This window comes from Mycobacterium parmense (assembly GCF_010730575.1).
GTDB lineage: Bacteria > Actinomycetota > Actinomycetes > Mycobacteriales > Mycobacteriaceae > Mycobacterium > Mycobacterium parmense.
In genome coordinates this window covers 3,796,569-3,819,972 of record NZ_AP022614.1, presented here as the reverse complement: position 1 = coordinate 3,819,972, position 23,404 = coordinate 3,796,569, and the positions used below count along the sequence as shown (strand labels likewise).

General features: G+C 69.7%; 17 protein-coding genes and 1 pseudogene. 7 read left to right on the top strand and 11 right to left on the bottom strand.

What is annotated here, in order from left to right; genetic code table 11:
• Positions 1-40: 40 nt before the first annotated feature.
• Positions 41-1,459, bottom strand: coding sequence for an NADP-dependent succinic semialdehyde dehydrogenase (locus tag G6N48_RS17680; RefSeq protein ID WP_085271430.1), 1,419 nt, complete (start codon positions 1,457-1,459; stop codon positions 41-43).
• Positions 1,460-1,548: 89 nt separating this feature from the next.
• Between G6N48_RS17680 and G6N48_RS17675 the strand changes: the two genes are divergently transcribed.
• Positions 1,549-3,195 (top strand): acetolactate synthase large subunit, encoded by a 1,647-nt coding sequence (locus tag G6N48_RS17675; RefSeq protein ID WP_085271431.1) that lies wholly within the window; start codon positions 1,549-1,551, stop codon positions 3,193-3,195.
• Between the two features lie 3 nt (positions 3,196-3,198).
• Here G6N48_RS17675 and G6N48_RS17670 read toward each other — a convergent pair whose 3' ends face one another.
• The 4 genes from G6N48_RS17670 to G6N48_RS17655 form a co-directional block, all read right to left on the bottom strand.
• Positions 3,199-4,674: a lipase maturation factor family protein gene (locus tag G6N48_RS17670; RefSeq protein WP_085271432.1), complete on the bottom strand. Its 1,476-nt coding sequence runs from the start codon at positions 4,672-4,674 to the stop codon at positions 3,199-3,201.
• Positions 4,675-4,762: 88 nt separating this feature from the next.
• Complete coding sequence (locus G6N48_RS17665; protein ID WP_085271458.1) at positions 4,763-8,971, bottom strand: alpha-(1->3)-arabinofuranosyltransferase; 4,209 nt, start codon at positions 8,969-8,971, stop codon at positions 4,763-4,765.
• Between the two features lie 142 nt (positions 8,972-9,113).
• Entirely contained in the window at positions 9,114-9,287 is a 174-nt protein-coding gene (locus G6N48_RS17660; protein WP_066947240.1) for a DUF2613 domain-containing protein, read from the bottom strand.
• Positions 9,288-9,374: 87 nt separating this feature from the next.
• On the bottom strand, positions 9,375-9,611 hold the full coding sequence (locus tag G6N48_RS17655; RefSeq protein ID WP_085271433.1) for a DUF2613 domain-containing protein: 237 nt from the start codon (positions 9,609-9,611) through the stop codon (positions 9,375-9,377).
• Between the two features lie 135 nt (positions 9,612-9,746).
• On the opposite strand from G6N48_RS17655, the gene G6N48_RS17650 reads away from it, so the two are divergent.
• From G6N48_RS17650 to G6N48_RS17640, 3 genes and pseudogenes are all read left to right on the top strand, one after another.
• Complete coding sequence (locus G6N48_RS17650) at positions 9,747-10,889, top strand: glycoside hydrolase family 3 N-terminal domain-containing protein (RefSeq protein WP_085271434.1); 1,143 nt, start codon at positions 9,747-9,749, stop codon at positions 10,887-10,889.
• 75 nt (positions 10,890-10,964) lie between these two features.
• Positions 10,965-11,633, top strand: a complete 669-nt coding sequence (locus G6N48_RS17645; RefSeq protein WP_085271435.1) for a TetR/AcrR family transcriptional regulator — start codon at positions 10,965-10,967, stop codon at positions 11,631-11,633.
• A 16-nt stretch (positions 11,634-11,649) separates the two neighbouring features.
• Positions 11,650-12,870: pseudogene (locus G6N48_RS17640) on the top strand (chloride channel protein); the annotation flags it as partial.
• Positions 12,871-12,872: 2 nt separating this feature from the next.
• On the opposite strand, the gene G6N48_RS17635 reads toward G6N48_RS17640, so the two are convergent.
• Together G6N48_RS17635 and G6N48_RS17630 are read right to left on the bottom strand one after the other, a co-directional pair.
• Positions 12,873-13,715, bottom strand: coding sequence for a MaoC/PaaZ C-terminal domain-containing protein (locus G6N48_RS17635; protein ID WP_085271437.1), 843 nt, complete (start codon positions 13,713-13,715; stop codon positions 12,873-12,875).
• A 4-nt stretch (positions 13,716-13,719) separates the two neighbouring features.
• Positions 13,720-15,084, bottom strand: a complete 1,365-nt coding sequence (locus tag G6N48_RS17630; RefSeq protein ID WP_085271438.1) for a 3-oxoacyl-ACP reductase — start codon at positions 15,082-15,084, stop codon at positions 13,720-13,722.
• Between the two features lie 137 nt (positions 15,085-15,221).
• Here G6N48_RS17630 and G6N48_RS17625 point away from each other — a divergent pair, with 137 nt between their 5' ends.
• Complete coding sequence (locus G6N48_RS17625; protein WP_085271439.1) at positions 15,222-16,568, top strand: acetyl-CoA C-acetyltransferase; 1,347 nt, start codon at positions 15,222-15,224, stop codon at positions 16,566-16,568.
• A gap of 284 nt (positions 16,569-16,852) precedes the next feature.
• On the opposite strand, the gene G6N48_RS17620 is transcribed toward G6N48_RS17625, so the two are convergent.
• Positions 16,853-18,688: an acyl-CoA dehydrogenase gene (locus G6N48_RS17620; RefSeq protein WP_085271440.1), complete on the bottom strand. Its 1,836-nt coding sequence runs from the start codon at positions 18,686-18,688 to the stop codon at positions 16,853-16,855.
• A 201-nt stretch (positions 18,689-18,889) separates the two neighbouring features.
• Between G6N48_RS17620 and G6N48_RS17615 the strand changes: the two genes are divergently transcribed.
• Together G6N48_RS17615 and G6N48_RS17610 are read left to right on the top strand one after the other, a co-directional pair.
• Positions 18,890-19,888: an isopenicillin N synthase family dioxygenase gene (locus tag G6N48_RS17615; RefSeq protein WP_085271441.1), complete on the top strand. Its 999-nt coding sequence runs from the start codon at positions 18,890-18,892 to the stop codon at positions 19,886-19,888.
• A 90-nt stretch (positions 19,889-19,978) separates the two neighbouring features.
• Positions 19,979-20,467, top strand: a complete 489-nt coding sequence (locus tag G6N48_RS17610; RefSeq protein WP_085271442.1) for a flavin reductase family protein — start codon at positions 19,979-19,981, stop codon at positions 20,465-20,467.
• Positions 20,468-20,493: 26 nt separating this feature from the next.
• Here G6N48_RS17610 and G6N48_RS27710 read toward each other — a convergent pair whose 3' ends face one another.
• The 3 genes from G6N48_RS27710 to G6N48_RS17600 form a co-directional block, all read right to left on the bottom strand.
• The gene (locus G6N48_RS27710; protein ID WP_169718462.1) at positions 20,494-20,649 is read right to left on the bottom strand and encodes a hypothetical protein; all 156 of its coding nucleotides are present in this window, start codon (positions 20,647-20,649) and stop codon (positions 20,494-20,496) included.
• Positions 20,650-20,733: 84 nt separating this feature from the next.
• On the bottom strand, positions 20,734-21,480 hold the full coding sequence (locus tag G6N48_RS17605) for a succinate dehydrogenase/fumarate reductase iron-sulfur subunit (RefSeq protein ID WP_085271443.1): 747 nt from the start codon (positions 21,478-21,480) through the stop codon (positions 20,734-20,736).
• Positions 21,480-23,396 carry a fumarate reductase/succinate dehydrogenase flavoprotein subunit gene (locus G6N48_RS17600; RefSeq protein ID WP_085271444.1) on the bottom strand — a complete coding sequence of 639 codons (1,917 nt, stop codon included), beginning with the start codon at positions 23,394-23,396 and terminating at the stop codon, positions 21,480-21,482. The genes G6N48_RS17605 and G6N48_RS17600 overlap by 1 nt, the downstream gene beginning before the upstream one ends.
• Positions 23,397-23,404: the final 8 nt, after the last annotated feature.

Genomic DNA, 23,404 nt, shown 5'->3' with positions numbered 1-23,404 from the left:
CGCCGGTTGCGGCCCGCCGCGGGCCGGGCCGGGCGGAGCTCTACTCGACCTTCGAGTCGCCGGCGGAGCCGCCCGCCGAGGCCGAGCCCACCCAGACGCTCTTGGCGTTGCAGAACTCCCGGATGCCCAGGCCCGCGAGCTCGCGACCGTAGCCCGACCGCTTCACGCCGCCGAACCCCAGCTCGGGGTAGGACACCGTCATCCCGTTGATGAACACCTGGCCGGCCTCGATGTCGTCGATGAAGCGCTGCTGCTCGGCCTCGTCGTTGGTCCAGGCGTTCGACCCCAGCCCGAACGTGGTGGCGTTGGCGATCTCGATCGCCTCGTCGATGCCCGACGCCCGGTACATCGACGCCACCGGGCCGAACACCTCCTCGGTGTAGAGCGCCATGTCCTTGGTGATGTCGGTGACCACCGTCGGCGGGTAGAACCATCCCGGCCCGTCGGGAGTCTTGCCGCCGAGGCGGATCGTGGCGCCCGCGGCCGCGGCGTCGTCGACCTGCTTGGCGATCTCGTCGCGGCCCGACTCGGTGGCCAGCGGGCCCACGTCGGTGTCCGGGTCGGTCGGGTCGCCGACCTTGAGCCCGGCCATCCGCCCGACGAACTTGTCGACGAACGCGTCGTAGATGTCGGTGTGGACGATGAACCGCTTCGCGGCGATGCACGACTGGCCGTTGTTCTGCACCCGCGCGGTGACCGCGGTCTTGACGGCCTCGTCGAGGTCCGCGGACGGCATCACGATGAACGGGTCGCTGCCGCCGAGTTCGAGCACGGTCGGCTTGATCTCGTCGCCGGCTATCGCGCCGACCGACTGGCCGGCCGGTTCGCTGCCGGTCAGCGTGGCCGCCGCGACCCGCGGGTCGCGCAGGATGCGCTCGACGACGCTCGAGGAGACGAGCAGGGTCTGGAAGCAGCCCTCGGGGAAGCCGCCGCGGGCAATGACGTCCGACAGGTACAGGGCGCTCTGCGGGACGTTCGACGCGTGCTTGAGGATGCCGACGTTGCCGGCCATCAGCGCCGGCGCGGCGAACCTGACGGCCTGCCAGAGCGGGAAGTTCCACGGCATCACGGCCAGCACCACCCCCAGCGGCTGGTAGCGGATGTAGGCGCGCTTCGCGCCCACCGCCTTGGCGTCGGCGGGCTCGTCGGCGAGCAGCTTCTCGGCATTCTCGGCGTAATAGCGAAAACCCTTGGCGCACTTGAGCGCTTCTGCCTTGGCCGACTTCAGGGTCTTGCCCATCTCGAGGGTCATCATCGCGGCGACGTCGTCGGCCTCCTTCTCGAGGAGGTCGGCGGTCGCGTTTGCCCACTGGGCGCGCTGGGCAAAGGTGGTGTTGTGGCGGTAATCCTGGAATCGGGCGTAGGCGCGGGCGATGGCCGCGTCGACTTCCTCGTCCGTGGCGGGGGTGAAGGTCTTGACTGTCTCGCCGGTGGCCGGGTTGATGGTGGCGATAGGCACGCTGACATCCTTCGCTTGCTGAGAGTTCCTGGTTGGTGAAAGGTCCAACACCTAGCCTGCCACTATCGTTCCCCTGAGGGAGGTGCCGGATGAGTAAAGCGGCCGAGTTGATGGTCAAGTGCCTGGAAAACGAGGGGGTGTCCGTCGTCTTCGGACTGCCGGGTGAGGAGAACATCCGCTTCGTGCAAGCCTTGGCATCCTCGAGCATTCGCTATGTGTTGACCCGGCACGAGCAGGCCGCGTCGTTCATGGCCGAGATGTACGGACGCGTCACCGGCCGCGCGGCCGTGGTGTCGACCACCCTGGGCCCCGGGGCGATCAACATGCAACTGGGCGTCGCCGACGCCACCACCAACAGCACCCCGCTGGTCGCGATCTCCGCGCAGGTCGGCCAGGACCGCGAGTACAAGGAGTCCCACCAGTACGTCGACCTGGTGTCGATGTTTGCTCCCATCACCCGGTGGGCGGCCGGGGTGCCGACTCCCCGCGCCATACCGGAGATGGTGCGCAAAGCGTTCAAGGTCGCCGAGACCGAGCGCCCCGCGGCGGTGTACCTGGCCGTGCCCGAGCACGTCGACGCCGACGAAACCGATTACGACCTGACGCCGCTGCCGCGCAACGTCGTCCACGCGGACGCCCCGGCGCCCGGCCAGGTGGCCCGCGCCCTCGACATCCTGCGCGCCGCACAGCGGCCGGTGGTGCTGGCCGGTCACGGTGCCGCTCGGTCCGACGCGACCAAGGCCCTGGTGCGCTTCTCCGAGCAGTGCGGTGTCCCGGTGGCGAACACTTTTCACGGCAAGGGCGTCATGCCCGACGACCACCCCAACAGCATCGGCACCCTCGGGTTCATGCGCCACGACTACGTCAACTTCGGGTTCGACAACGCCGACGTGGTGATCGCCGTCGGCTACGAGTTGCAGGAGTTCGACCCGGTGCGCATCAACCCGCAGGGCGACAAGAAGATCATCCACGTGCATCGGTTCCCGGCCGAGGTCGACGCGCACTACTCGGTCGACGTCGGGATCATCGGCGATATCAGCGCCTCGCTCGACGCACTCACCGACGGGCTGGCCGGCCACGCCTACGAAGCCAAGCCGCAGGTGCCCGGAGCCGGCCTGCTCGCTGAGGAATTCGCGCGCGGACAACAGGATTCGCGTTATCCGCTGGCGCCCGCGCGGGTGGTGGCCGACACGCGCGCGGCGCTGGGCCGCAGCGACGTGGTCCTGGTCGACACCGGCGCCACCAAGATGTGGATGGCGCGACTGTATCCGACGTACGAACGCAACACCTGCCTGGTCTCCAACGGCTTGTCCACCATGGCCTTTGCGTTGCCGGGCGCGCTCGGCGTCAAGCTGGCGCGGCCGGAGTCCAAGGTGCTGGCCGTGGTGGGCGACGGCGCGTTCATGATGAACTCGCAGGAGATCGAGACCGCGGTTCGCGAGCGGATACCGCTGGTGGTGTTGATCTGGGACGACGGCGGCTACGGCCTCATCGAATGGAAGATGGACCTCGAGCTCGGCTCGCACTATTACGTGAAGTTCAACAACCCCGACGTGGTGAAATACGCGGAAAGCTTCGGCGCCAAGGGATATCAGATCAACAGCGCCGAGGAACTGCTGCCGACACTCGAGGCGGCCCTCGCCGGTGACGGGGTCTCGCTGATCAACTGTCCGGTCGACTACTCGGAGAACCTCCGGCTGACCGATCGCCTCGGTGAGCTCGACGAGACGCTGTGACGTTCAGCCGCCAAGCGGCCGGTGCGCGCGGATCCCGGTGCGCTGTGACGTCGCGGTGGGCAGGGCCATGGGTGCGACGTAACCGCCCATCAACGTGCGATGCCACCACGCCCGGTCGCGCCGCAGCTCGGCCGCCGTGGTGAAACGGTACTCGTACAGCCGCGCGCGCACGTAGCGGGGGGGACTGTCGGGAAAAGGATTGTGCCGCAACAGGCGCAGCGTCGGGGGGTCGTTGCGCAGCAGCCGCTGCATGAAGGGCTCCAGCCAGGGTTGGGCGTAGCCCGGTGAGATGGCGGCGAACCACATCAGCCAGTCCAGACGCAGATGGTAGGGCGCCCACTGGCGCGGCAGCCTGCGCACCGCCCCGGGCTTGCCCTTGAACTCGTATTCCTTCCAGGCCGTCTGCGCGGTGAGGTCGGCTTCCCCGGTGCCCTCGATCACCACTTCGCGGCGGGTGCGGCCGATGCTGCCAAAGGCGCCGTAGGTGTTCACCAGATGAAAAGCATTGAATGAGAGGTTCATTCGCTGGCGTGAGGACAGCATGTTGCGCAGCGGCAGGTAGCTCATGCACAGCACGGCGCCGGTGAACGCGACCACCGCGGCCGCGAACCACAGCGGGGGCCCGGCCGCCTGCGCGTGCGTGGGCACCCCGAGCACCGCCGAAACGCACGAGTCGTCGATGGCACTGCACGCCAGCAGAATCGTCACCCAGTTGAGCCAGGCGAAGTTGCCCGACGCCACCAGCCAAAGCTGGGTGACCACGATGATCGCGGCGGCCCCGCCTGCCACCGGCTGCGGGGCGAACAACCCGAACGGCACGACGAGCTGGGCGAAATGGTTCCCCGCCACCTCGACTCGGTGCAGTGGTCTGGGCAGATGATGGAAGAACCAGCTCAGCGGCCCCGGCATGGGCTGAGTCTCGTGGTGGTAGTACAGGCATGTCAGGTCGCGCCAGCACGAGTCGCCCCGCATCTTGATCAGACCCGCGCCGAACTCAACCCGGAACAACAGGAACCGCGCCATCCACAGTGTCAGCAGCGGGGGCGCCACCCGCTCGTTGCCCAGGAAGATCATCAGGAACCCGGCTTCCAGCAGCAACGACTCCCAGCCGAACGCGTACCACGTCTGCCCCACGTTGACGATCGACAAGTAGAGCGCCCACAACGCCAGCCACATCAGCATCGCCGCCCACAACGGCACCGCGTCGGCCGCGCCCGCCGCGACGGCCGCCGACAGCGCGGCGCCGGACCACGAGGCCACCGCGAACAGCCGGTCGGAGTAGCGCAGGTGAAAGATGCTGGGTGTGCGCCAAAACGATTGCCCCGCCAGGAAGCGGGGGATCGGCAGTATCCCGTCCTCGCCGATGAGCGCGCGGAACTGGGTGGCGGCCGCGACGAACGCCAGCAGGTAGACGGCCGCGAGACCGCGTTCCAGCGCCAGCCTGCCCAGCCAGTACCCGGGTGCCGAGAACCATCCCATGGACGTAGCTCCTTGGAAGGTAGCTGTTTCACCACCCCGCATATCCAGTCAACCAGCCGGTAAACCGGTTAGCCAGCCGTTGCGCCGGCTATTTCGACCGAGCCCGCCGCACGCCCTCCGGCATGGCCACCGCCGCCGCGGCGAGCGCCGCCAGCGAAAGCATGGCCAGCAGTTGCACATTCGCCGAGTGGCCGGCGTAACCCCCGACCGAGCGCCAGGGATGCCGTGACAATTGCGCCCCGGCCAGGATGAGCCCGCCCGCGCTCAGCGCGACCATGAGCCCGTCGGGCACCGTGCCGTGGCGATCCCGTAATGCATAGCGCAGCCCGAGGGCGGCGCCGACGAGGACGGCCCCGGCCGTCCCGGCGATCACCGCGCCGGCGGCCAGCGCGCCGGCGGCCGCCCACGGCCCGGGCTGCCATGGTCGCGCCGGTGGGTCGTCCGAACCCCGTCGCCTGGTTCGCCACAGCGCCAGCAGGGCCAGCAGCGGCAGCAACGCGAACCCGACCCCCAGGCCCGCCCGGTACGGCGAATCGGCGGCGAAGGTCAGCGTGACGGTCCCGGGGTCACCGGCGGGCACTACCCAGCCCTGCTGCCACCCGTTGACCGCGACCGGTGTCAACCGGGTGCCGGTGGCGGTGCGTGCCACCCAGCCCGGGTTGATGCTTTCGGGAACGACCAGCAGGCGTGGCGTCGACGACGCCGGTGCCCGCACCTCCCGTCGCTGCGGACCCCAGGCTCCAGTAGGTACGGGAACCGAACGCGCAGTTGGCATTTCGGCGGATCCCGCGACGCCCAGGCGGGCTCCGTCGACGACGAACTGCGCGCCGGGGCTGATCAGCAACTCCTGCGGGCCGGCCGGCAGCGCGATGGGCTCGCGTTCGCACGGCTGCGCCACGACGGGTCGCCCGTCCAGCAGCGTGCCCGCCGTGGTGCGAATCGACGTGTGCACAAACCGGCCCGCGACGGCGATCACCGGGCCGTGGGCGCAGTCGACGGTGATCTCGCGGGAGCGGTTGCGAGCGGCGTCGGCGGGAGCGATCGAGTTTCCGTCCGCGCCCAGGGCCGCCACTTCGGCCAGCCCCGGGGGCTTGAGCTGGTCGAAGCCCAGGGCGTTGCGGTCGATGACGTCGCGCCAGGCGAGCAGGCTGATGCTGACGGTGTCGGTCACCTTGGGCTTCAGCTGCAGGGTCTGCGGACGGCCCGCCTCGTCGGTCTGCAGTTCCCGCACCTGGGGGCCGTCGCCCAGGTCGACGGCGACCATCGTGGGAGGCGCGGGCAGCGCCGACCGGCTGGGCAGCAGGCGCAGCCCGGCGACCTCGGTGGGCCGCGGCAGGGTGAGCGTCAGCGTGGGGGCGTCCTTGTGCTGGACCACCCGCTGCGGCGCGGTCCACGCGGTGGCCGGGTCGCCGTCGGTGGCCGCGTAGGCCGAGCCCTGGACGTCCATCGGGTCGGACTCGCCGCTGGCCCGGGTGGTGCCGGGCTCGGCGATGAGGTCGGCGAGCTTGGGGCCCTGCCGCGGCCGGACCCACACCGTCGGCGTCACCGAAACCGGAACCGGGACGCTCAGGGTGCGGCTGAGGGTGACCGGTTCCTCCGGCGCCAGCGCCATCGACGCCGCGCAGCGCACGCCCCCTTCGGCACCGGCGCAGCCGGGTCTGCCGAGCAGCTCCGAGCCGAGGTCCCAACCCGCGACGGCCGACCCGGGCGGCGGGCCGGGGACCCGCACGGTATGGCGCAGGTCGACCGGGTGCGCGAACCCGGACGCGTCGTACTGGGTGATCGACAGGTCGGTGATGCCGAACTGCACGCCGGGCGACCCGTCGTCGGTCCCGGCCGCGGTGACGCGCACCCACGGGGTTTCGCCGTAGGGCAGCGCCGCGGTGAGCGGCTTGCCGGTCTCGTCGAACCGCAGGCTGGTGCTGCCCGTCGCGGTCTCGATCAGGATGCGCCTGACCTGGGCGCCGACGGCCGTCGCACTGGGCGTCAGGGTGATCGCGGCGTTGGTCACGGGGTGGTCGAAATCGACCTGCAGCCACTGCCCGACGGCTGACTGCAACGAGTTGGACACCCACGCCGTGGCGGGGTCGCCGTCGACCGCGGCGGCGGGGGAGGTCGCGGGCGCGACGTCGGGCATGGCGGTGGAATCCGATGCAGAGCTCGACACGGTGATCCGGCCGCCGGACCAGGCCCCCCACACCGGGGCGGCGCCCGGGTCGGGGTAGTCGGGCACGCGGTTGTAGGTGTGCCGGGCGTCGCCGGGCGCGCGGGTCGCCGACGAGTGCTGGTCGACACGGCCGTAGTCGGTCTCGCGGCTCACCGGGGTGTCGGTGACGGTCACGAGCGGTGCCGCCAGCCCCGCGCCGCGCGCGTCCGCCGTCATCAACACCGGGCCCAGCGGCGGCTGCCCGAGCAGCCGCCGCCGCTCGTCGAGGCGCAGCAACACCTCCGGTCCGCCGTCCACCCGCGCCAGCTTGTCGACGTCGACGAGATAGGGCGCGCCGGGATCGCCCGCGCCCACCACCCGGTAGATCTCGATCGCCGGATAGCGCGGCCGCAGCCCGCTGTCGGCGACGAAGCCCGCGACGGTGCCGGGGCCCACCGGGTCGCCGAACTGCGCCACCTTCAGCAGCCCCGGCGACCCCTCGACCGCCCGGTGCACCAGGATCGGCCGCGCCGACCGCGACGTGTCGGGATCCAGGTCGTTGCGCAAAACCACATACGAGATACCTTGCCGCGCAAGGGTATCGGCCAGCCCGTCCGACGCGCGCCCGGCGGCGAACAGCCGCTGTACGGAGTCCAGGGCCCGGATCGTCTGCGGCGGGGTCAGTGGGATCGAGTCGCGGACCCCCCACGGGCTGCGGCCGAGCACCTGCAGCGGCTCGTCATGGCTGGTGCCCCACACCTGGGTGGCGAACGGCGCCCCCGGTGCCACCAGCACGCGCCCGGGTGTGGGCGCCCCCGTGTTGTGTTCGTCGAGCCAGGCGGCGGCGTCGTGCCAGTACCCCGGAATCGCACTGAACGTGCCGGGCGGGGTGAGCCGGCCGGTCCACGCCAGCGAGGTGCTGACCGCCAGCGCCGTGACCACGACGATCGTCACCGCCACCCGCCTGTCGCGCTCCGGGTGGGCGAACGCCCGCAGCCATTCCCGCGCCGGCGCGGTGCCCGGCAACGGCACCCGGCCCAAGAGCTGCGCGACGCCCAGCACCACCGGGATCCGGATCACCGAGCCCAGCTTGTGCACGTTGCGCAGCGGGGCCCCCCGGGCGTCCAGGAAGGCCTGAACCGTATGCGCCAACGGCGAACCCAGCCCGCCGCTGTAGCCGGCGGCCATCAGCACCACCCCGGCCAGCAGCATGGTCACCAGCCGTCCCCGCGCCGGCATTCCCGGCGAGGCCAGGCCGGCGAGCCCGGCGGCCGCGACCAGGCAGGTGCCCAGGATGGCCGCCGATCCCGTCACCAGTGGCGCGCCCGCGGTCGCCGTGGGCGCGACGAACGGGGTCCAGCTGTCGGTGCCGCGCAGTATCTCGGTCAGCGACGACCACTCGGTGGTCACGCCGGACGACTCGATGAAATCCAGGAACGGCGGGCTGATGGCGTGCAACATCGCCAGCGCCACCACCCACCACAGTGTCGCCAGCGCCAGCGACAGCAGCCACCACCCCGTATAGCGCCACCACCGCCGGTTGGGCCGGTGACAGGCCCACCAGATGACGGCGGGCAGGCACGCGGCCAGCGTCGCGATCGCGTTGACCGCCCCCATCAGCGCGACGGCCACGCCGGCCCGCGCGGCGAGCACCCGCACCGACTTATCAGACGAGTCGCGCAGCGCGAGGATCGTCGGCAGCAACACCCACGGTGCCAGCATCATCGGCAGCGTCTCCGACGAGATGGATCCCAGCGTGGTGAGCACGCGCGGCGACAGCGCGAACGCCGCCGCCCCGATCACCCGCGACGCCGGACCGCCGATCGCCAGTGCCTCCGCGACCCGGATCAGCCCCCAGAAGCCGACCGTGAGCAGCAACGCCCACCACAGACGCTGCACCATCCAGCCGGGCACCCCCAACAGATGTCCGACGAGGAAGAAGGTGCCGTGCGGAAACAGGTAACCGTAGGCCTGATTCTGGGCCTGGCCAAACGGCAGCTCGCTGTTCCACAGGTTGGTGGCGCGGGCCAGGAAGCGCAGCGGATTGGCGGTGAGGTCGAGTTTGGTGTCGGGGGAGACCCGGCCCGGGGATTGCGCGAACGTCAACACCAGCGAGATCGCCGCGACCAGCGCGAGCCATCGGCGCGACAGTGCCTCGGCTGACGGGGCTGGCGCCGCAGCGGCCCGGGATTGCGCCGCTGAACCACGAGGCGGCGACCCGCTGCGCCCGGCTTCGCCGCGCTGGCGATCGCCGGGGTCTGTGGGCGGCGACCCGCTGCGCCCGGCTTCGCCGCTAGCTACGGTTGCCGTATTCGACCCTGTTGAGCACCGACGACTGCGGATCACCCCCGGGCAGTGGCGGCTTGGTGTCCTGTTGCACCATCAACGTGACCCCGAAGATCGCGGCGGCGCCCAGCAGCAGACCAACCACCACGCTCGCGGCGGCGGGCGCAATGATCCGGTTCATCGAAAGCTCCTCGGGATTTCGGTCATGGTGTGCGGGCGGCGACCTAGCGCCAACCTAGCAGAAGCGCTTTCGCCGGCCGGGTCGTGACTAGCGCTCATCCGCCAGCTTGTCCAGACAGCCCTCGACGCTGTCGCAGGGCAGGCAGTGACCGTGGAAGCACCGGTCGCCGTACTGCACCTGCAGGGGCGACGACGGGGCGTTCGGTCGTTGTGCCGGCGCGGAACGCTGGTCGGCGGCCGCCAGCGTCGCGCCGACGGTCAGCGCGGCACCGATCGACAGGCCCGCCACGACGCTGGCCGCGGCGGCCAGCCCGATTCCCGCCATCGTCGACCCCCGCTGCTCCCGGCCGGCTCATGCCACCCCGTCGAGCCGGGGATTCCCCAAAGCCGCGCAGGAAACACCTTAGCGGGCCGCGCCCCGGATCACGGGGGCGCGCGGTTGTCGTGAAAGCATGGCGCGATGCCTTTCCCGCGCACCTTGGCCGTGCTCGCAGCCTCGTCGGCGCTGGTTGTGGCCTGTGGCCACCACCCCGCCCGGTCGGCGGGCCCGTCCGCCTCGGCCGGCAAGCCGGCGGCCGCCCCCGCGCCGCCGGTGTGCGGCGATCCCACCGCGCAGCTGCCCATCCGGGACAAGCTCGCCCAACTGCTGATGGTGGGGGTCAAGAACGCCGACGACGCGCGGGACGTCGTGAACGACTACCACGTCGGCGGCATCTTCATCGGCAGCTGGACGGACCTGGCGATCTTCAAGGGCCCGCTGGCCGAGATCGCCGGCAAAGCCGGGCCCCTGCCGCTTGCGGTGAGTGTCGACGAGGAGGGCGGCCGGGTTTCGCGTCTTCGGTCGCTGATCGGGGAGTCGCCGTCGCCGCGGCAGCTGGCGCAGACCCAGAGCGTGGCCCAGGTGCACGACCTGGCGGCCGAGCGCGGCAAGAAGATGCGCGACCTGGGAATCACCGTCGACTTCGCTCCGGTCGTCGACGTCACCGACGCCACCGACGGGGTCATCGGCGACCGGTCGTTCGGCGGCGACCCCGCGACCGTCACGGCCTACGCGGGGGCCTACGCCCAAGGTCTGCGCGACGCCGGCCTGTTGCCGGTGCTCAAACACTTCCCCGGCCACGGGCACGGCTCGGGTGACTCGCACACCGGTGGTGTCGTCACGCCGCCGCTGAGCGATCTGCGGAACAACGACCTGGTGCCCTACCGGACGCTGGTCACCGCGGCCCCCGTCGCGGTGATGATCGGTCACCTGCAGGTCCCGGGGCTCACCGGCGACACGCCGGCCAGCCTGAGCCCCGCGGCGGTGCAGTTGCTGCGCCAGGGCACCGGCTACGGGGGCCCGCCGTTCGGCGGGCCGGTGTTCAGCGACGACCTGTCCAGCATGGCGGCGATCTCGGACCGCTTCGGGGTCTCGGAGGCGGTGCTGCGCACCTTGCAGGCCGGGACCGACGTCGCGCTGTGGGTGACCACCGACGAGGTGCCGGCGGTTCTGGACCGGCTGCAGCAGGCCGTCGCGGCGGGCGATCTGCCGACGCAGCGGGTCGACGAGTCGCTGGCGCGGGTGGCGTCGATGAAGGGCCGTAGCCCGGCCTGCGGCCACTGAAGCGCGGGACCGGCGTGTGCTGCCGGGCCGCATTGCTTACCCTGGGGTCAGATCGGCGAACCGGGAAGGCTGACGATGGCAGGTGGTACCAAGCGGCTACCTCGTGCCGTCCGCGAGCAGCAGATGCTTGACGCGGCCGTGCAGATGTTCTCGGTCAACGGCTACCACGAGACCTCGATGGACGCGATCGCCGCCGAGGCGCAGATCTCCAAGCCGATGCTCTACCTGTACTACGGCTCCAAGGAGGACCTGTTCGGCGCCTGCCTGAACCGCGAGATGGGCCGGTTCATCGACGCGGTCCGCGCCGACATGGACTTCGGGCAGAGTCCCAACGACATGCTGCGCAACACCATCGTGTCCTATCTGCGCTACATCGACGCCAACCGAGCGTCGTGGATCGTGATGTACACCCAGGCCACCGCCTCGCAGTCGTTCGCCCACATGGTGCGTGAGGGCCGCGAGCGGATCATCGACCTGGTCGCCGGCCTGGTACGGGCCGGCAGCCGCACCCCCCGCTCGGAACGCGAGCACGAGATGATGGCCGTGGCGCTCGTGGGTGCGGGCGAGGCGCTGGCGACCCGCCTGTCCACCGGCGACATCGATGTCGACGAGGCGGCCGGGCTGATGATCAACCTGTTCTGGCACGGTCTGCGGGGCGCGCCGGAGGAACGCGAAGCCGCCGGAGCCACCGGGGCCTTAGCGGCGCGGCGCGAGCCGGGCGGCCCCAGCGTCGCCGCCGGCTAGACCCTAGGGTCGTGGGGTGGCCCGAACGCTTCGGCGCGACCTCGAGTTCTTCTGCGCGGTAGTCATCGCCGGATTGTTGGCCGGAGTGGCCGGGCTGACGACGTCGGCGTTGCTGCGCTTCGTCGAACACCTCACGTACCACTACACGTTCGGCACCTTGCTGGTCGGCATCGCCGGCAGCAGCCCCGTCCGGCGGGCGCTGGGGCCGGTGATCGGCGCCGCGGTCGCGGCCGTCGGCTGGTGGATCCTGCGGAGCCGGGCCGAGGTGCCGCCGCTCGCGCCGACCATCACCGAACGGGACCGAGTGCCGCGGCTGGCGTGGAGCATCGACGCCGCGCTGCAGGTCGTGCTGGTGGGCACCGGGGCGTCCCTCGGCAGGGAGGGGGCGCCACGTCAATTCGCCGCGGCCCTGGCAGATCTGGCCACCGGCTGGCTGAGGCGGCTGTCGCCGGGCGATCGGGAGATCCTGCTGGCGTCCGCCGCGGGAGCCGGGCTCGGCGCGGTCTACGCCGTTCCGGTGGCCGGCGCGCTGTTCACCGTGCGCATCGTCTTGAGCACCTGGCACCCGCGGGCGCTGGGCGCCGCGCTGCTCACCTCGAGCCTGGCCGTCGCGGTGGGCTCCCTGATCACCCACGACCGTCCCGAACTGGACTGGCCGAACCCGAATCTGTCGTTCGTGCTGACGGGGCAGGCGCTGATATTGGCGCCGGTGGCTCTGGCGGTGGGTCTGGCGTTCAACAGGCTCATGGCCGCGGCGCGGCCCGCGGCCCAGCTGCGGACCTGGGTGCTGGTCCCGTCGCTCGCCTGCGCCGGGCTGGCGATGGGCTGGTGTTCGCACTGGTGGCCGGAGTTGCCGGGCAACGGCCGCAGCATCCTGACCGTCAGCCTGGCCAGCGGCATGACGCTCTCGGCGGCGGCCGCCATCCTGGTCCTCAAGCCGCTGCTGACCGCGCTGTTCCTGCGCGCCGGCGGGGCCGGCGGCATGCTGACCCCGTCGCTGGCCACCGGGGCGGCGGCGGGATCGCTGCTGGTGCTGGCCGTGAACTCGGCAGCCGGAACGCATCTGCACACCCCGACGGTGTCGCTGGCCGGCGCCGCCGGGGTGCTGGCGGTAACGCAGGGCTCACCGATCTGGTCGGCGATCTTCGTCTGGGAGCTCGCGCGGCCGCCGCTGTGGCTGATCCTGGTCTTCCTGGTCACCGCCGTCGGCGCGCACGGGCTCAAGGTGCTCGGCCGGGTTTACAAGGACCGGATGCGGCCCGTCAGGTGGGGGTATCCCTTGGCGATGTTGCGCAGCGAGAGGTCCCACCCGTCCTCGCGTTCGTCGATGTAGAGGCCCGTCGTGGCCGGCAGCACCACGGGCTTGCCGAACCGGACGGAATACTCGACCGCGTCCGGGAGCCTCGCCTCGATGTTGGCCAATATGGCCGCGGCGCTGAACATCCCGTGCGCGATCACCGTCGGAAAGCCGAACAGCTTGGCCGCGATCGGATTGGTGTGGATGGGGTTATGGTCGCCCCCGACGGCGGCGTAGCGCCGGATGGTGGCCGGGCTGATCCGCAGCACCGTGCTGGGTGGCGGAAGCTTCGGCTGCTTCTGCGGCGGCGGCTTCGGCTCGTCGGACAAGCTGGTGCGCTGCTGGTGCAGGAACGTGGTGACCTGGTGCCAGGCGGCGTCGTTGCCGACGTTGATGTCGGTCACCAGGTCCACCAGCAACCCCTTGCGGTGCTCGCGCAGGTTCTCGGCGTGCACGCGCAGCCCGACGGTGTCGGTGACCGCGATGGGGCGGTACTGCGTGATCCGATTCTCGGTGTGCACGGAACCCATTGCGGCGAAAGGGAAGTCGAAGCCCGTCACCAGCGACATGAGGGCGGGGAAGCTCAGCGCGAACGGGTAGGTCAGCGGCACGTTGTTGCCGTAGCGCAGGCCGGTGACCGCCGCGTACTCGGCCACGTTCGACTGGTCGATGGGCAGTTCGTCGACGGTCACCGTGCGGCTGGGCAGGGTGTCCGAACGGGACACCAGCGGCAGCGCCCCGGCCGCCGCGCGCAGCATGTTCTTCAGACCGCTCGGCTGGTTCATCGGGTCACGCGCCCAGCATGGCCTGGCCGCACACGCGAATGACGTTGCCCGTCACCGCGTTCGACGCCGGGCTGGCGAAGTAGGCGATGGTTTCCGCGACATCGACCGGCTGCCCGCCCTGGAAGAGCGAGTTCATCCGGCGGCCCACCTCCCGGGTGGCCAATGGGATGGCGGCCGTCATCTGGGTTTCGATGAACCCCGGTGCCACGGCGTTGATCGTGATGCCCTTGTCGTACAGTTCCGGTGCGAGCGCCTGGGTGAGGCCGATCATGCCGGCCTTGGTGGTGGCGTAGTTGGTCTGGCCGCGGTTGCCGGCGATCCCCGCCATCGACGAGAGGCCGATCACCCGGCCCCCCTCGCCGATGCTGCCATTGCCGATCAGTCCCTCCGTGAGGCGCAGTGGGGCAAGGAGATTGACGGCGAGCACGGCGTCCCAGCGACCCTCGTCCATGTTGGCCAGCAGCTTGTCGCGGGTGATCCCGGCGTTGTTGACCAGGATGTCGGCGCGCCCGCCGTGGTGTTCGCGCAGGTGCTCGGTGATCTTGTCGACGGCGTCGTCGGCGGTGACGTCGAGCCAGAGCGCGGTGCCCCCGACGCGGCTGGCCGTCTCGGCCAGGGCTTCGGCGGCCGATTCGACGTCGATCGCGACGACACGGGCGCCGTCACGCGCGAACACCTCGGCGATGGTCGCGCCGATGCCGCGGGCCGCGCCCGTCACGATCGCCACCTTGCCGTCCAGCGGGCGGTCCCAGTCAGCGGGGGGAGTGGAGTCGGCCTCGCCGATGTAGAACACCTGGCCGTCGACGTACGCGGACTTCGCCGACAGGATGAACCGCATGGTCGATTCCAGGCCCGTCGCGGCCGGCTTGGCCTGCGGCGACAGGTACACCAGCGATACCGTGGCGCCATTGCGCAGTTCCTTGCCCAGCGACCGGGTGAATCCTTCGAGCGCGCGTTGCGCAATTCGCTCGTGCGGACCGGCGGCGGCGTCGGGCGTCGTGCCGATCACCGCGACGCGCGCGCTGTGGCCCAGGTTGCGCAGCAGGGGCGTGAAGAACTCGTAGAGCGCCTTGAGTCCGCCCGGTTCGGTGATGCCGGTGGCGTCGAAGACCAGCCCGCCGAACTTGTCGGCCCAGCGACCGCCGAGGTTGTTGCCCACCAGGTCGTAGTCGGAGTCCAGCGCCGCGCGCAGCGGTTCGACGACCCTGCCTTCCCCGCCGATCAGCAGCGATCCGGCCAGGGGCGGATCTCCCGCCCGGTAGCGGCGGAGGGTCTCGGGTTGTGGAACACCGAGTTGCTTGGCCAGAAACGATCCCGGACCGGAGTTGACGACCTGCGTGAGCAGATCGGACGATAGCTTGGGAGCCACGGAAGCTGCCTTCCATCTCGAGGTCGGACGTGCCTTTACCGTCAACCGTATCGAGGACGAACTTACTTCAGAGTAAGAACAGTGGGTAGTATGGCCCCAGAAGGCCGACCCCCAAATCGATGACCGGGAGATGAACCGTGGCCCCTGCAAGTTCTGAGGCAACCAAGCAGAAGAGTTCGCAGCCGCGGCGCCGCGTGGCGGTGCTGGGCGGCAACCGCATCCCGTTCGCCCGCTCCGACGGAGCGTATGCCGAGGCGTCTAACCAGGACATGTTCACCGCGGCCCTGGGCGGGCTGGTGGACCGCTTCGGGCTCGGCGGCCAGCGCCTGGGCGTTGTCGTCGGTGGGGCCGTGCTAAAGCACAGCCGCGACTTCAATTTGATGCGCGAATGCGTGCTGGGTTCGGAGTTGTCCTCGTACACGCCGGCGTTCGACATCCAGCAGGCCTGCGGTACGGGCCTGCAGGCGGCGATCGCCGCGGCGGACGGCATCGCGGCCGGCCGCTACGACGTGGCCGCCGCCGGTGGGGTCGACACCACCTCCGACCCGCCGATCGGCTTGGGTGACAACCTGCGCCGCACCCTGCTCAAGTTGCGCCGCTCGAAGTCCAACCTGCAGCGACTCAAGCTCGTGGGCACGTTGCCGGCCTCGCTGGGCATCGAGATTCCGGCCAACAGCGAGCCGCGCACGGGGCTGTCGATGGGCGAGCACGCCGCCATCACCGCCAAGCAGATGGGCATCAAGCGTGTCGATCAGGACGAGCTGGCCGTCGCCAGCCACCGGAACATGGCCGCCGCCTACGATCGGGGCTTCTTCGATGACCTCGTCACCCCGTTTCTGGGGCTCTACCGCGACGACAACCTGCGGCCCAATGCCAGTACCGAGAAGCTGGCGTCGCTGCGCCCGGTGTTCGGCGTGAAGGCCGGCGACGCGACGATGACGGCCGGCAACTCCACACCGCTGACCGACGGCGCCTCGGTAGCGCTGCTGGCCACCGAGGAATGGGCGTCCGGCCACTCGCTGACCCCGCTGGCCTACCTGGTCGATTCGGAGACCGCCGCCGTCGACTACGTCAACGGGCGCGACGGGCTGTTGATGGCGCCGACCTACGCGGTGCCTCGGCTGCTGGCCCGCAACGGCCTGAGCCTGCAGGACTTCGATTTCTACGAAATCCACGAGGCGTTCGCGTCGGTGGTGCTCGCGCACCTGCAGGCCTGGGAGTCCGAGGAGTACTGCAAGGAGCGGTTGGGCCTGGACGCCGCGCTGGGCTCGATCGACCGGTCCAAGCTCAACGTGAACGGCTCGTCATTGGCCGCCGGCCACCCCTTCGCCGCCACCGGCGGGCGAATCCTCGCGCAGGCGGCCAAGCAGCTGGCCGAGAAGAAGGCGGAGCGTAAGGGCGCCCAGGCAGGCGGCCCCCTGCGGGCGCTGATCTCGATCTGCGCCGCGGGCGGCCAGGGTGTCGCCGCAATCCTGGAGGCGTGAGCGGGGCGGCCGGCTCATTAGATTCGTCACAGCCGGATTAGCGAGTCCCGTGTGCGGGTATTTGTCCGACCGGATTGCCCCGTGTTGTGGTCTGACCCCCCGACCCCGACGGCAATACGGGGCGTCCTCGAATCGACCGTCTGTCTGGCGAGATGGGCGAGCGAAAGAAGGCCGCCGCTGGAGTGAGGGGATCCAGCGGCGGCCTTTTCGTTCGGCAGGTCACTTTAGACGAACAAGCCCCCGCCGGTAAGCGGGGGCTTGTTCGTATCGCCGGTCGAGAACGCTCAGAAGGCGGCCTCGTCCAGCTCCATGATGTCGTTGTCCAGCGTCTCGATGACCTCGCGGGTGCTGGCCAGCAGCGGCAGGAAGTTCTTCGCGAAGAACGACGCCACCGCGACCTTGCCCTCGTAGAAGGCCCGCTCGTCGCCGCTGGCGCCACCGTCGAGCGCCGCAACGGCAACCGCGGCCTGGCGCTGCAGCAGCCAGCCGATGACCAGGTCGCCGACGCTCATCAGGAAGCGCACCGATCCCAGGCCAACCTTGTAGAGGCTGGTGACGTCCTCCTGGGCGGCCATCAGGTAGCCGGTCAACGTGGCTGCCATCGCCTGGACGTCGGCCAGGGCCTTGGCCAGCAGCTCGCGTTCGGTCTTCAGCCGGCCGTTGCCGGACTCGCTGTCGACGAACTTCTGGATCTCACCGGAGACGTGGGCCAGCGCCACACCCTTGTCGCGGACGATCTTGCGGAAGAAGAAGTCCTGCGCCTGGATGGCGGTGGTGCCCTCATACAGCGAGTCGATCTTGGCGTCCCGGATGTACTGCTCGACCGGGTAGTCCTGCAGGAAGCCGGACCCTCCGAAGGTCTGCAGGCTCTCGGTCAGCTTCGCGTAGGCCTGCTCGGAGCCCACGCCCTTGACCACCGGCAGCATCAGGTCGTTGACCCGGACGGCCAGGTCGGCCTCGATGCCGTGTACCGCGTCGGCCACCGCCGCGTCCTGGAAGGTCGCGGTGTAGAGGTACAGCGCCCGCAGGCCCTCGGCGTAGGCCTTCTGGGTCATCAGCGAACGACGCACGTCGGGGTGGTGCGTGATGGTCACGCGCGGCGCGGTCTTGTCGGTCATCTGGGTCATGTCGGCACCCTGCACGCGGCTCTTGGCGTACTCGAGCGCGTTCAGGTAACCCGTCGACAGGGTCGCGATGGCCTTGGTGCCGACCATCATGCGGGCCTGCTCGATGACCTCGAACATCTGCGCGATGCCGTTGTGCACCTCACCGACCAGCCAGCCCTTGGCGGGCACGTCGTGCTGCCCGAAGGACAGCTCGCAGGTCGCCGAGACCTTCAGGCCCATCTTGTGCTCGACGTTGGTCACGAAGACGCCGTTGCGCTCGCCGAGTTCGCCCGTCTCGAAGTCGAACAGGAACTTCGGCACGAAGAACAGCGACAGGCCCTTGGTGCCCGGGCCGGCGCCCTCGGGGCGGGCCAGCACCAGGTGGAAGATGTTCTCGAACAGGTCACCGGAGTCGGCGGAGGTGATGAATCGCTTCACGCCGTCGATGTGCCAGGAGCCGTCCTCCTGCTTGATCGCCTTGGTGCGTCCGGCGCCGACATCGGAACCGGCGTCGGGCTCGGTGAGCACCATGGTGGAGCCCCAGCCGCGCTCGGCGCACAGGATGGCCCACTTCTTCTGCTCCTCGGTGCCCAGGTGGTAGAGGATGTTGGCGAAGCCCGCACCGCCGCCGTACATCCAGACGGCCGGGTTGGCCCCCAGGATGTGCTCGTGCAGCGCCCACACCAGCGCCTTGGGCATCGGCATGCCGCCGAGAACCTCGTCGATGCCGGCCTTGTCCCAGCCGGCTTCCTGAACCGCCCTGACGGACTTCTTGAACGTCTCGGGCAGCGTCACCGAGTGGGTCTTCGGGTCGAACACCGGCGGGTTGCGGTCGCCTTCGACGAACGACTCCGCCACGGGCCCTTCGGCCAGCCGGCTGATCTCCGTCAACATCTCGTGCGCGGTTTCGGGGTCCAGATCGCTGTACTCACCCGCGCCTAAAGCCTTTTCAACGCCCAGGACCTCGAACAGGTTGAATACCTGGTCACGGACGTTGCTCTTGTAGTGGCTCACTACGGTCCTCCTCGTTGAGAATGCCACTTGTGGTTGGGTACTAGGTCTAAGTTACCCACCAGTAACTCCGTTAAAATATCGCTCTGTGTGACATCAACGCAAGTCGATGTGAGCTAAATTTCATTATCTAATTAACCAACCGGTTGGGCTGGGCGCGCGGACGGCGTTGACGGCCCGTTGAGCTGCGGCGATGGCGAGGGCATGACAAATGTGGGGCGCGTCACCGCGCTGCCTGTGGTGGACCTGCGGGCCGACCCTGCAGCGCTGCGGGAGCTCCTCCGGGAGGCCGCGCACCGGGTCGGCTTCTTCTACCTGACCGGCCACGGCGTGCCCGGTGAACTGGTCGAGAAGGTCCTCGGCGCGGCGCGTTCGCTCTTCGGCCTACCGCAGGCGGACAAGGACGCCGTCGCGATGGTGCGCAGCCCGCATTTCCGCGGCTACACCCGGCTGGGCGGAGAGATCACCCGCGGGGCTACGGATTGGCGGGAGCAGATCGACATCGGTCCCGAGCGCCCGCCGGTCGGCGGACCGGGCAAGCCGGGATACCTGTGGCTGCAGGGGCCCAACCAGTGGCCACCGGCGCTGCCGGAGTTGCCCGGGATCATCGCCGAGTGGGAGGCCGCCCTGTCCGGCGTGGCACGGGAGCTGCTGCGCCACTGGGCGGCCTCCCTCGGAAGCCCGCCCGACGTGTTCGACCCGGCCTTCGCCGAGACGCCGGCGACTCTGATCAAGGTCGTGCGGTATCCGGCCCGCGCCGATAGCCCGCAAGGCGTGGGCGCGCACCGGGACTCCGGCGTTCTGACGCTGCTGCTGGCCGAGCCGGGCAGCCGGGGCCTGCAGGTGCGTTCTCCGCGTGCCGGCCACGACGGCTGGATCGACGCCCCGCCGGTCGACGGGGCGTTCATCGTCAACATCGGTGAGCTCCTCGAGGTTGCTACCCGCGGATACCTGCGGGCAACCGAGCACCGGGTGAACCTTGGGGGCGCCGAACGCATCTCGGTGCCGTTCTTCTTCAACCCGCGACTGGACGCGCAGATCCCGGTGCTGTCGTTGCCCGCCGACCTGGCGGCCCGCGCCGGCAACGGGTGGACGCCGGCACGAGACCCGTCCGACCCGATCTTCGCGGTCTACGGCCGCAATGCCTGGAAGAGCAGGCTGCGCGCCCACCCGGACGTGGCCGCGGCGCACGGCTATTCGTAGGATTCCCCGGCTCCCTGCGACCGCGCGTGGCTCGGCGGGTAGGGTCGCAATCGACAACCTGTCTAGAGGCTCGAGGGGCGAAAATCTCCGGTGAACTCGAACGACAAGCTGACTCCGACGTCACTTCGCGAAGCTTTCGGTCATTTCCCCTGCGGCGTGGTGGCGATCGCCGCCGAGGTGGACGGAACCCGGGTGGGCCTGGCCGCCAGCACTTTTGTGCCCGTTTCGCTGGACCCGCCGCTGGTGTCGTTCTGCGTGCAGAACACGTCGACCACCTGGCCCAAGCTCAGGGACCTGCCCATGCTGGGCATCAGCGTGCTCGGTGAGGCACACGACGAGGCCGCCCGGACCCTGGCCGCCAAGACGGGTGACCGCTTCGCGGGCATGGAGACGATGTCCAAGGAAAGCGGCGCGGTGTTCATCAAGGGCACCGGCCTCTGGCTGGAGAGCGCAATCGAGCAGCTGGTCCCGGCCGGCGATCACACGATCGTCCTGCTTCGGGTCAGCGAGGTGACGGTAGATCCCGAGGTGGCGCCGATCGTGTTCCACCGCAGCGGGTTTCGCCGACTCGGCGCCTGACGCCCGCGCAGGACCGGCCAGGCGCGCTAGGGCCGTCTGCCCAGCTCCGCGCGAAAGCCCTGGATGCGCCGTTCGATCTCCGCTGCGTCGTCGGGCCGGCCCTCCTTGCGGGCAAGCTCGGCGCGGGCGGACAGCTCTTTGATCGCGGTCCGAATCTCGTTGATGCTGGTGGTTTCTCGCATACTGCGCCGCCTTTCCGGTCACCTGCAGACCGTCGGGTCACGAAACCCGGTCGCGCTACGGACTAACGCCGTACGCGCGGACGCTCAGCGGCGAAACAGCTTGTTGCCCAGCCACACCACAGGGTCATACTTGCGGTCGACGACGCGCTCTTTCATCGGGATCAGCGCGTTGTCGGTGATCTTGATGTTCTCCGGGCACACCTCGGTGCAGCACTTGGTGATGTTGCAGTAACCGAGCCCGTGCTCCTCCTGGGCCTGGTTCTTGCGGTCCAATGTGTCCAGCGGGTGCATGTCGAGCTCGGCGATGCGCATCAGGAAGCGCGGCCCGGCGAACGCCTTCTTGTTCTCCTCGTGGTCGCGGATCACGTGGCAGACGTTCTGACACAGGAAACACTCGATGCACTTGCGGAACTCCTGCGAACGCGCCACGTCTGTCTGCGCCATCCGGTACTCGCCGGGTTGCAGCTCCTTGGGGGGAGCGAAGGCCGGGATCTCGCGCGCCTTCTCGTAGTTGAACGAGACGTCGGTGACCAGGTCGCGGATCACCGGGAACGTACGCATCGGCGTGACGGTCACGACCTCGTCCTCGGCGAACGTGGACATGCGGGTCATGCACATCAGCCGGGGATAACCGTTGATCTCGGCCGAGCACGACCCGCACTTGCCGGCCTTGCAGTTCCATCGGACCGCCAGGTCCGGCGTCTGGGTCTGTTGCAGGCGGTGGATGATGTCGAGCACCACCTCGCCCTCGTTGACCTCAACCGTGAAGTCCTGCAGGGCGCCACCGGCTTCGTCGCCGCGCCACACCCGCATGGTGGCGTTATAGGTCATCAGCCTCTCCGTCCTGGATGGTCGGCCAGTTCCTCTTCGGTGAAGTACTTCTCCAGCTCGGAGATCTCAAACGTCTCCAGCAGATCCGGCCGCATCGGCGTCTGCTCTTCCCGCGTGATCTCGACATCGGGAATGACGGGGTCGCCGCCGGCCGCACGGCAGACCAGCAGGATCTTGCGCCACGACGCGTCCATGGCCGGGTGGTCGTCGCGGGTGTGCCCGCCGCGGCTCTCGGTGCGCTGCAGCGCTGCCTTGGCGACGCACTCGCTGACCAGCAGCATGTTGCGCAGGTCGATGGCCAGGTTCCATCCCGGGTTGTACTGGCGGTGTCCCTCGACGTGCATGTTCTTGAACCGATCGCGCAGCTTGTTCAGCCGCTCGATCGCCTCCGAGACCTCGTCGGCCTTGCGGATGATGCCCACCAGGTCGTTCATCGACTGCTGCAACTCGAGCTGCAAGGTGTAGGGGTTTTCGGCCGCCGCGCCGTTCGTCGGGCCCTGGAAGGGGGCCAGCGCCCTCGCCGCCGCGGTCTCCACGGCGTCGTCGTGGACGCTGGGCCGACTGCTCAGCGCGCGCACGTAGTCGGCGGCGCCCAGGCCGGCCCGTCGGCCGAAGACCAGCAGGTCCGACAGCGAGTTGCCGCCCAGCCGGTTGGAGCCGTGCATGCCGCCGGAGCACTCGCCGGCGGCGAACAGACCGGGGACCTTCGCCGCTCCGGTGTCGGCGTCGACCTCGACGCCGCCCATCACGTAGTGGCACGTCGGGCCGACTTCCATGGGTTCCTTGGTGATGTCGACCCCGGCCAGCTCCTTGAACTGGTGGTACATCGACGGCAGGCGGCGGTTGATCTCCGCCGGGGTCAACCGGGACGCGATGTCCAGGAACACGCCGCCGTGTGGGCTGCCGCGGCCGGCCTTCACCTCGGAGTTGATCGCGCGCGCGACCTCGTCACGGGGCAGCAGGTCGGGGGTGCGGCGGGCCGAGTCGTTGTCCTTGAGCCACTGGTCGGCTTCTTGTTCCGTCTCGGCGTACTGGCCCTTGAACACCGGCGGGATGTAGTCGAACATGAACCGCTTGCCCTCGGAGTTCTTCAGCACCCCGCCGTCGCCGCGGACGCCCTCGGTGACCAGGATGCCTTTCACGCTCGGCGGCCACACCATGCCCGTCGGGTGGAACTGGATGAACTCCATGTTGATCAGCGTCGCGCCGGCCCGCAGCGCCAGCGCGTGGCCGTCGCCGGTGTACTCCCAGGAGTTGGATGTCACCTTGAACGACTTGCCGATGCCGCCGGTGGCCAGCACCACGGCGGGGGCCTCGAAGAGGATGAAGGCGCCGCTTTGGCGCCAATACCCGAAGGCCCCGGCGATGGCGTCGCCGTCCTTGAGCAGCTCCGTGATGGTGCACTCGGCGAACACCTTGATGCGCGCCTCGTAGTCACCGAGCTCGGCGAAGTCCTCCTGCTGCAGCGAGACGATCTTCTGCTGCATGGTGCGGATCAGTTCCAGCCCGGTGCGGTCGCCGACGTGGGCGAGCCGCGGGTAGGTGTGCCCGCCGAAGTTGCGCTGGCTGATCTTGCCGTCCTTGAGGCGGTCGAACAGCGCGCCGTAGGTCTCCAGCTCCCAGACCCGGTCGGGCGCCTCCTTGGCGTGCAGCTCGGCCATCCGCCAGTTGTTCAGGAACTTCCCACCGCGCATGGTGTCGCCGAAGTGGGTCTTCCAGTTGTCCTTGGGGTTGGTGTTGCCCATCGATGCCGCGCAGCCGCCCTCGGCCATGACCGTGTGGGCCTTGCCGAACAGCGACTTGGAGACCACCGCGACCTTGAGGCCGCGCTCGCGAGCTTCGATGACCGCGCGCAGACCCGCGCCGCCGGCACCGATCACGACCACGTCGTAGGCGTGCCGTTCGACCTCAACCATGAAACCCT

Coding starts and splice junctions, on each gene's coding strand:
- G6N48_RS17615 (WP_085271441.1), top strand. CDS start 18,890: ATGACAAATGTGGGGCGCGTCACCGCGCTGCCTGTGGTGGACCTGCGG.
- G6N48_RS17670 (WP_085271432.1), bottom strand. CDS start 4,674: ATGGGATGGTTCTCGGCACCCGGGTACTGGCTGGGCAGGCTGGCGCTG.
- G6N48_RS17600 (WP_085271444.1), bottom strand. CDS start 23,396: ATGGTTGAGGTCGAACGGCACGCCTACGACGTGGTCGTGATCGGTGCC.
- G6N48_RS17650 (WP_085271434.1), top strand. CDS start 9,747: ATGCCTTTCCCGCGCACCTTGGCCGTGCTCGCAGCCTCGTCGGCGCTG.
- G6N48_RS27710 (WP_169718462.1), bottom strand. CDS start 20,649: ATGCGAGAAACCACCAGCATCAACGAGATTCGGACCGCGATCAAAGAG.
- G6N48_RS17675 (WP_085271431.1), top strand. CDS start 1,549: ATGAGTAAAGCGGCCGAGTTGATGGTCAAGTGCCTGGAAAACGAGGGG.
- G6N48_RS17655 (WP_085271433.1), bottom strand. CDS start 9,611: ATGGCGGGAATCGGGCTGGCCGCCGCGGCCAGCGTCGTGGCGGGCCTG.
- G6N48_RS17605 (WP_085271443.1), bottom strand. CDS start 21,480: ATGACCTATAACGCCACCATGCGGGTGTGGCGCGGCGACGAAGCCGGT.
- G6N48_RS17660 (WP_066947240.1), bottom strand. CDS start 9,287: ATGAACCGGATCATTGCGCCCGCCGCCGCGAGCGTGGTGGTTGGTCTG.
- G6N48_RS17645 (WP_085271435.1), top strand. CDS start 10,965: ATGGCAGGTGGTACCAAGCGGCTACCTCGTGCCGTCCGCGAGCAGCAG.
- G6N48_RS17635 (WP_085271437.1), bottom strand. CDS start 13,715: ATGAACCAGCCGAGCGGTCTGAAGAACATGCTGCGCGCGGCGGCCGGG.